The following is an 8812-nucleotide window of genomic DNA, read 5'->3' as shown; positions in this document are numbered from 1 at the left end:
TCGCCGTCGAGCTGCTCGACGTCACTTGTCGGTGTCGTCCTTCTTGTCGTCCGAGCCCTCTTCGCCCTCGATCACGGGGATCAGGGAGAGCTTGCCGCGGGAGTCGATCTCGGCGATCTCGACCTGGACCTTCTGGCCCACACCGAGGACGTCCTCGACGTTCTCCACGCGCTTGCCGCCCGCGAGCTTGCGGATCTGCGAGATGTGCAGCAGACCGTCCTTGCCCGGGAGCAGCGACACGAACGCGCCGAAGGTCGTCGTCTTCACGACGGTGCCCAGGTAGCGCTCGCCGACCTCCGGCATGGTCGGGTTGGCGATGCCGTTGATCGTGGTGCGGGCGGCCTCGGCGGCCGGGCCGTCGGCGGCACCGATGTAGATGGTGCCGTCGTCCTCGATCGTGATCTCGGCGCCGGTGTCCTCCTGGATCTGGTTGATCATCTTGCCCTTGGGGCCGATGACCTCGCCGATCTTGTCCACGGGGATCTTGACGGTGATGATCCGCGGGGCGTTCGGGGACATCTCGTCCGGGGTGTCGATCGCTTCCATCATCACGTCGAGGATGTGGAGGCGGGCGTCACGGGCCTGCTTGAGGGCCGCGGCCAGGACGGAGGCGGGGATGCCGTCCAGCTTGGTGTCGAGCTGGAGGGCGGTGACGAACTCCTTGGTGCCGGCGACCTTGAAGTCCATGTCGCCGAAGGCGTCCTCCGCGCCGAGGATGTCGGTGAGGGTGACGTAGTGCGTCTCGCCGTCGATGTCCTGGGAGATCAGGCCCATGGCGATACCGGCGACGGGGGCCTTCAGGGGCACACCGGCGTTCAGCAGCGACATGGTGGAGGCGCAGACCGAGCCCATGGACGTGGAGCCGTTGGAGCTCAGCGCCTCGGAGACCTGGCGGATCGCGTAGGGGAACTCCTCGCGGGTCGGCAGGACCGGGACCAGGGCGCGCTCGGCGAGGGCGCCGTGGCCGATCTCGCGGCGCTTGGGGGAGCCGACGCGGCCGGTCTCGCCGGTGGAGTACGGCGGGAAGTTGTAGTTGTGCATGTAGCGCTTGCGGGTCACCGGGGAGAGGGTGTCCAGCTGCTGCTCCATGCGGAGCATGTTGAGGGTGGTGACGCCCAGGATCTGGGTCTCGCCACGCTCGAACACCGCGGAGCCGTGCACGCGCGGGATGGCCTCGACCTCGGCGGCGAGCGTACGGATGTCCGTGACGCCACGGCCGTCGATGCGCTTCTTCTCCTTGATCACGCGCTCGCGGACGAGCTGCTTGGTCAGGGAGCGGTACGCGGCGGAGATCTCCTTCTCGCGGCCCTCGAACTCCGGGAGGAGCTTCTCGGCGGCGAGCGCCTTGACGCGGTCCAGCTCGGCCTCGCGCTCCTGCTTGCCGGCGATGGTCAGCGCGGAGGCGAGCTCCGGGCGGACGGCGGCGGAGAGCGCCTCCAGGACGTCGTCCTGGTAGTCGAGGAAGATCGGGAACTCGCCGGTCGGCTTGGCGGCCTTGGCGGCGAGGTCGGCCTGGGCCTTGCACAGGACCTTGATGAAGGGCTTCGCGGCTTCCAGACCGGCGGCGACGACCTCCTCGGTCGGGGCCTCGGCGCCGCCCTTGACCAGCTGGATGGTCTTCTCGGTGGCCTCGGCCTCGACCATCATGATCGCGACGTCGCCGTCCTCCAGGGTGCGGCCCGCGACGACCATGTCGAAGACGGCGTCCTCGAGCTCGGAGTGCGTCGGGAAGGCGACCCACTGGCCGTTGATCAGCGCGACGCGGACGCCGCCGATCGGGCCGGAGAAGGGCAGACCGGCCAGCTGGGTGGACGCGGAGGCGGCGTTGATCGCCACGACGTCGTACAGGTGGTCGGGGTTGAGCGCCATGATGGTGGCGACGACCTGGATCTCGTTGCGCAGGCCCTTCTTGAAGGACGGGCGCAGCGGGCGGTCGATGAGGCGGCAGGTGAGGATCGCGTCCTCGGAGGGCCGGCCCTCGCGGCGGAAGAAGCTGCCGGGGATCTTGCCGGCGGCGTACATCCGCTCCTCGACGTCCACCGTCAGGGGGAAGAAGTCGAGCTGGTCCTTGGGGTTCTTCGAGGCGGTGGTGGCCGACAGCACCATGGTGTCGTCGTCCAGGTAGGCCACGGCGGAGCCGGCGGCCTGCTTGGCGAGGCGGCCCGTCTCGAAGCGGATGGTGCGGGTGCCGAAGGAGCCGTTGTCGATGACGGCCTCGGCGTAGTGGGTCTCGTTCTCCACTAGGTGCTCTCCGTTACTTTTCGTCTGCGTATCGTCTTTTGTCCCGATCCGCCCGTGTGGCGGGGGGACGTGCGCGGAGAAGCGCTCCATCTGGTGCGGGCCGGTCTTCGATCGAAGCACCCGGGTTCGCAAGGCCCGGGGGCCACTACCGAGGACCGGCGGCGGCGAGGTGCACTTCTCCTCGTGGTACTGCGTTGTTACTGCGTTGTGCTACCACACTACAAAGTGGGTGTGACACTGCGCACGTTTCCGTACGTACGGCGTACATACGGCGTGCACATACGGCAAAGGGAGCGGCCCCCGATCGTTTCGGGAACCGCTCCCTTCACGGCGTCCTACTTGGCGCCCGCCGCACCGCGGCGGATGCCGAGGCGGTCGACCAGCGTACGGAAGCGCTGGATGTCCTTCTTCGCCAGGTACTGGAGAAGGCGACGGCGCTGACCGACCAGGATCAGCAGACCACGACGGGAGTGGTGGTCGTGCTTGTGGGTCTTGAGGTGCTCGGTCAGGTCCGAGATACGGCGCGAGAGCATCGCGACCTGGACCTCGGGGGAGCCGGTGTCGCCCTCCTTGGTACCGAACTCGCTGATGATCTGCTTCTTCGTAGCGGCGTCGAGCGACACGCGTACTCCTCGTAGTCTTTTTGAGTAGCCACCGAGTGCCCCTGGTCCACTTCTCAGGGGAGCTTCCGTAACTCGGGAGGCGGGGATCCGCTGGGCGCGGCCTCCAGAGCGGCGAGCTCCGGGGGTGCGTACACAAACGGCCGTCAGCCAGGGTATCAGTCCGGCGGCAGTGCCCCGGGCCACGCCGGCGTCGTACACATGCCACGGCGGCTGCCACCCGTACGGGGGACAGCCGCCGTCAACCGGTCGGGACGGGCGTCAGCTGGTCATGCCGCGGGCCGCCGCGTACAGGTCCAGGACCGCGAGGCAGAGCGGGACCAGGGACAGCAGCACCGCGCCCTCGCTCAGGTCGAGCATGCGGCCCCAGAACGGGGTCACGCCCTTGCGCGGGACGATCAGGGCGACCGCGACCAGGAGCATCGCGCCGAAGGCGACCGCGGCGGCCAGCCAGACGGTGCGGATGTCCAGCGGGGCGTGGTTGTGGTTGTAGACGAGCTCTTCCATGATGTCGGCCGGCGGGTTCAGGGCCAGGCCCAGGACCAGCAGGCTGACCGTGACGATCCCCGAGATCATCAGGGTCACGACCTGGGACGTGTACCGGAAGAGCCGGGCCCGCATCAGCATGGCGAGGCCGGCCGCCAGCGACAGCAGCTGGGCCCAGCCACTGGTGGAGAAGCCGAGCACCACGCCGGCGGAGGCGACCCCGGTGACCGCACAGCCGCCGACGAGACCGAGCAGCAGTTCGTGGCCGCGGCGGGCCTGGTCGGTGATGAGCTGGTAGTCGACCGGCTCCTGCTCCTGCTGGTCCTCGGCGCGGCCGCGCTTGGCGATCTGGTCGGGCGAGCGGAAGCCGATGGGCAGCCGGGAGAAGCGGGCGGACCAGCCGGGCAGGAAGCCGATGACGGCGATCATGACCACGGCGGTGACTGCGGCGGTCTCGCGCGGCTCGGCCTCCGAGACGATCGCCGCGAAGGTGGCGAGGACACCGATGCCGGCGCCGAACGCGGCGGCGATGAAGGCCGCGTCGTTCTGCGGGAGCATCAGGACGAGCAGCACCGCGGCCACCAGGACGGCGGCGAAGCCCACCAGGAGGTTCAGCCGGCCGGGGCCCTCCCCCGCGTCGAGGCCCATGATCCCGGAGCCGCCGACCATCAGGTGCGGCAGCGCGGCGATGCCGAGGGCCACGGCCGCGTGGTGGTCGTCGTAGACCCGGGCCCGTACCGAGGCGAGGGCGACGAGGACGACGCCGGTGGCGCCGGCGATGACGCCGGGCAGTCCGTGCATGTCGTGGCGGAGCGGCTCCGAGAACCACAGTGCGAACGCCATCATGGTGAGCAGCAGCGCGCCGGAGATCAGGCCGACGGTGCGCATCATGCCGTCGTTCCAGCTGCGCCGGTCGGCCTCGACCACCGCGGCCACGGCGTCCACCACGTCGTCGAAGACGGCGGGCGGCAGCGAGTCCGCGAACGGCCGCAGGAGCAGCAATTCGCCATCGCGTATCTGCTGTTCGGCGAGCGAGCGGCCGTCGTCGAGGACGGAGCCGTCCCTGCGCACGAGGTTGTACCCGGTGGGCGCGGCCTCCTCGGGCGTCTGTCCCGACAGCCGCAGGATCTCCGGGTATACGTCAGAGAGCGGCACGTCCTCGGGAAGTGCCACGTCGATCCGGCTGTTCGGTGCGGCCACCGTGACCCGGCAGAATCCGGTTGCTGAAACCGTACTCACCTGACGGTTCCCCCTAGTCCAGTACTCGGTGATTCGTCGCGGTTTGCCAGGGCGAAACCCTCTCCGCGCTTCGTTTGGAGCGTCACCCTACCGTCCTCTTGCGGCATCTCCCCATCCCCTCCCGGCTCAACAGGCCCGCAGAACAGTAGGATCAACGCCCGACTCATGTGTGGGCCGAGCCCCATGAGTCGACGAACGTACGGGGGCCGTCACGACGGGGGCGGTTCGACATTGCTATCGCGTGAAGGACTGGTGGATCGGTGAGCGTCGTCATCGTCAAGCGCCCGCCGCGGGTTTACCCGCCGGAGGTGCCGAATGAGGAGGTCAAGCTCGAATCCCCTCCCGAACTGCCTCGTACCGAGGACGACAGTCTGCTGATGAACCTGCTGCCCATGCTGGGCATGGGTTCGTCGGCGGCGTTCTTCTTCATGCCGGGCGCCCAGGGCTTCATGAAGATCATGGGCGGCCTGATGATGGTGTCCACGGTCGCCATGCTGGTCGCCCAGATCGTGCGGGCCCGCAAGGGACCCTCCGGTCAGATGGCCGAGGCCCGGCGCGACTACCTCAAGTACCTCGCGCAGAAGCGGCGCGAGGTGCGGCGCACGGTGCACAAGCAACGCGACGCCCAGTACTACCTGCACCCGGCGCCGGAGCAGCTGTGGGCGCTGGTCGCCGAGGGGTCCCGGCTGTGGGAACGGCGTTCCATGGACCAGGACTTCGTCCAGGTCCGCATCGGTCTCGGCCCGCAGCAGCTGGCCACCCCGCTGGTCGCCCCCGACACCGCGCCGGTGGACGAGCTGGAGCCGCTGACCGCCCACGCGATGCAGCAGTTCATCGCGAGCTACGGCACGCTCGGTGAACTGCCGCTGGCCATCGGGCTGCGCTCCTTCTACCACGTGACGATCTCCGGTGACGCCGAGACGGTCTACGGCCAGACCCGGTCCGTCATCGGCCAGTTGGCCTCGCTGCACTCGCCCGAGGACGTGGTGATCGCGGTCGTGGCCTCGCCGGGCGCGGCGGTGGACTGGGAGTGGACCAAGTGGCTGCCGCACATGCAGCACAAGGAGTCCGACGGCGCCGGTTCCCGGCGGCTGCTCTGCTTCGACCTCGGCGAGCTGGAGGAGATGATCGCCCACCAGCTGGAGGGCCGCCCGCGCTGGAGCCGGGACGGTTCGCCGGTGCTGGACCAGCCGCACGTGGTCGTCGTCCTCGACGGCGGCGGGGTGCCCGCGGACTCGGTGCTCGCCTCGGCGGAGGGCCTCCAGGGTGTGACCATCCTCGAGGTGGTGCCCGGTGAACTCGACGAGGCACGCGGCTCGTTGTCGATCCGGGTGTGGCCGGAGGCCATGGAGCTGGAGGCGGGCACCGGTGTCTTCACCGGCACGCCCGACGTGCTGTCGCAGGCGCAGGCCGAGTCGCTGGCCCGGCAGTTGGCGCCGCTGCGCCTCGGTGCCGCCGACGCGGACGAACCGCTGCTGGCGAACCTGGACTTCACCGACCTCATGCAGATCGGTGACGCGGCGAGCGTTGACGTCTCGCGCACCTGGCGGCCGCGCACGCTGCACGAGCGGCTGCGGGTGCCGATCGGTCTCGGCGAGAGCGGCGAGCCGGTCATGCTGGACATCAAGGAGGCCTCGCAGGAGGGCATGGGCCCGCACGGCCTGTGCGTCGGCGCCACCGGTTCCGGCAAGTCGGAGCTGCTGCGCACGCTCGTCCTGGGGTTGGCGGTCACGCACTCCTCCGAGACGCTCAACTTCGTCCTCGCGGACTTCAAGGGCGGTGCCACCTTCACCGGCATGGGCTCCATGCCGCACGTCTCCGCGGTCATCACCAACCTGGCCGACGAGCTCACCCTCGTGGACCGCATGCGCGACTCCATCACCGGTGAGCTGACCCGTCGTCAGGAGCTGCTGCGGCAGGCCGGCAACTACGCCAACATCACCGACTACGAGAAGGCGCGGGCCGCCGGTGCCGCGCTGGACCCGCTGCCCTCGCTCGTCCTGATCATCGACGAGTTCAGCGAACTCCTCGCCGCCAAGCCGGACTTCATCGAGATGTTCATCCAGATCGGCCGGATCGGCCGTTCGCTGGGTGTGCACATGCTGCTCGCCTCGCAGCGCCTGGAGGAGGGCAAGCTGCGCGGTCTGGACACCTTCCTGTCGTACCGCATCGGTCTGCGCACCTTCTCCGCGGCCGAGTCCCGTACGGCGATCGGCGTGCCCGACGCCTACCACCTGCCGAACGTCCCCGGCGCGGGCATCCTCAAGTACGACACCGAGACGATGGTGCAGTTCAAGGCCGCGTACGTGTCCGGCACCTACCGGCCGAACGGGCCGATGGCGCAGGGCGGCGGGCGCATCGACCGCTCCCCCGTGCTGTTCACCGCGGCGCCGGTGCCGGTGCGGATCCTCGCCGATCCGGAGCCGGAGACCCGGGGCAACCAGATCGACGACGCGCTCGCGGACACCGTTCTCGACGTCATCGTCAGCCGCCTGGACGGTCAGGGTCCGCCCGCCCACCAGGTGTGGCTGCCGCCGCTGGACGAGCCGTTCAGCCTCGACCAGGTGCTGCCGGTGCTGGGGGTCAGCCCGGAGCGCGGGCTGCACGCCGAGGGCTACCACGCGCAGGGCAAGCTGGTCGTCCCGGTCGGTCTGGTCGACAAGCCGTTCGAGCAGCGGCGTGACGTGATGTACGCGGACCTCTCCGGTGCCGCCGGTCACGCGCTGATCGTGGGTGGTCCGCAGTCCGGCAAGTCGACGCTGGTGCGCACGATGATCACGTCGTTCGCGCTCACCCACACGCCGGCCGAAGTGCAGTTCTACGCCCTCGACTTCGGCGGTGGCGGCATGCTCGCGCTGGAGAACCTGGCCCACATGGGCGGTGCGGCCTCCCGGCTGGACCAGGAGAAGGTCCGCCGTACGGTCGCGGAGGTGCACGGGATCCTCAACGCGCGCGAGGAGTTCTTCCGCTCCAAGAGCATCGACTCCATGGGCACCTTCCGCAACCGCCGGGCGCAGGGGCACTACCCCGACCAGCAGTGGGGTGACGTCTTCCTCATCATCGACGGCTGGGCGACCTTCAAGAACGACTACGAGATGCTCGACCCGGTCATCGCGGACATCGCGACCCGCGGTCTCGGTTTCGGCATCCACCTGATCATCACGGCGACCCGGTACACCGAGATGCGGCCGGCGCTGCGCGACCAGATCCTCAGCCGGCTCGAACTGCGCCTCGGTGACGCGATGGAGTCGGAGTTCGACCGCAAGCGGGCCGAGAACGTGCCGATGGGCAAGCCCGGCCGCGGTCTGTCCCCGGAGAAGCTGGACTATCTCGCCGCCACGCCCCGGATCGACGGGTCGACGCAGGTGGAGGACCTGGCCGACGGCATGGCGAACCTCGTGCAGAGCGTCAACAGCGCCTGGCAGGGCGCGCCGGCCCCCAAGGTGCGGATGCTGCCGACGCTGCTGCCCGCGTCCGAGCTGCCCGGTGGCGGGGACTTCGGCAGCCGCGGCATCGCGATCGGCGTCGACGAGCTCACCCTCTCGCCGGTCTTCGTGGACTTCGAGACCGACCCGCTGTTCGTCATCTACGGCGAGAGCGAGTCCGGCAAGTCCTCGCTGCTGCGGTTCATGGCCAAGCAGATCGCCGAGCGCTACCAGCCCAACAAGGCGCTGTTCGTGGTCTCGGACTTCCGGCGCGCGCTGCTCGGTCAGGTGCCGGAGAGCCACATGTACAAGTACTGCGCCTCGGGTCCGCAGCTCCAGGAGGTCATGGAGTCGCTGGCCGGTTCGATGAGCCGCCGTATGCCGGGCCCGGACGTGACGCCGGACCAGCTGCGCAACCGGTCCTGGTACAGCGAGCCGGACGCGTTCATCTTCATCGACGACTACGACCTGGTCGCCACGTCGATGGGCAACCCGATGTCGGTGCTCCTGGAGTACCTGCCGTTCGCGCGTGACCTGGGTCTGCGGATCATCCTGGCCCGCACCACCTCGGGTGCCTCGCGCTCCTCCTTCGAGCCGGTCCTCACCCGGATCAAGGAGCTCGGCGCACAGGGCATCGTGCTGTCGGGCGACCCGTCGGAGGGCCCGGTGTTCAACAACATCAAGGCGGCCCCGATGCCTCAGGGCCGCGGCCAGTTCATCTCCCGCCGCTCGAGCGGGCAGCTCGTCCAGACCGGGTACCTGCCGGAGAGCTGAGTCAGCGCACCAGGGAGGGGCGGACCG

General features: G+C 69.3%; 4 protein-coding genes. 1 reads left to right on the top strand and 3 read right to left on the bottom strand.

The features are described 5' to 3' along the window. Positions 1–21: 21 nt before the first annotated feature. From ACFULQ_RS47510 to eccD, 3 genes are all read right to left on the bottom strand, one after another. A complete protein-coding gene (locus ACFULQ_RS47510) occupies positions 22–2241 on the bottom strand; it encodes a polyribonucleotide nucleotidyltransferase (RefSeq protein WP_383557630.1) in 2220 nt (739 codons plus the stop codon). Positions 2242–2576: 335 nt separating this feature from the next. After that, on the bottom strand, positions 2577–2864 hold the full coding sequence (gene rpsO / locus ACFULQ_RS47505; RefSeq protein WP_033529274.1) for a 30S ribosomal protein S15: 288 nt from the start codon (positions 2862–2864) through the stop codon (positions 2577–2579). A 258-nt stretch (positions 2865–3122) separates the two neighbouring features. Then, the gene (gene eccD / locus ACFULQ_RS47500; RefSeq protein ID WP_383557626.1) at positions 3123–4586 is read right to left on the bottom strand and encodes a type VII secretion integral membrane protein EccD; all 1464 of its coding nucleotides are present in this window, start codon (positions 4584–4586) and stop codon (positions 3123–3125) included. Positions 4587–4846: 260 nt separating this feature from the next. On the opposite strand from eccD, the gene eccCa reads away from it, so the two are divergent. Then, positions 4847–8785, top strand: coding sequence for a type VII secretion protein EccCa (eccCa, locus tag ACFULQ_RS47495; RefSeq protein WP_383557623.1), 3939 nt, complete (start codon positions 4847–4849; stop codon positions 8783–8785). The last annotated feature ends 27 nt before the right edge of the window (positions 8786–8812 follow it).

The sequence above is a fragment of the Streptomyces sp. NPDC057253 genome (assembly GCF_042669125.1).
In the GTDB taxonomy this organism is placed as follows: Bacteria; Actinomycetota; Actinomycetes; order Streptomycetales; family Streptomycetaceae; genus Streptomyces.
The sequence above is the reverse complement of the archived record's forward strand: the minus strand, read 5'-3'. Positions and strand labels throughout refer to the sequence as shown.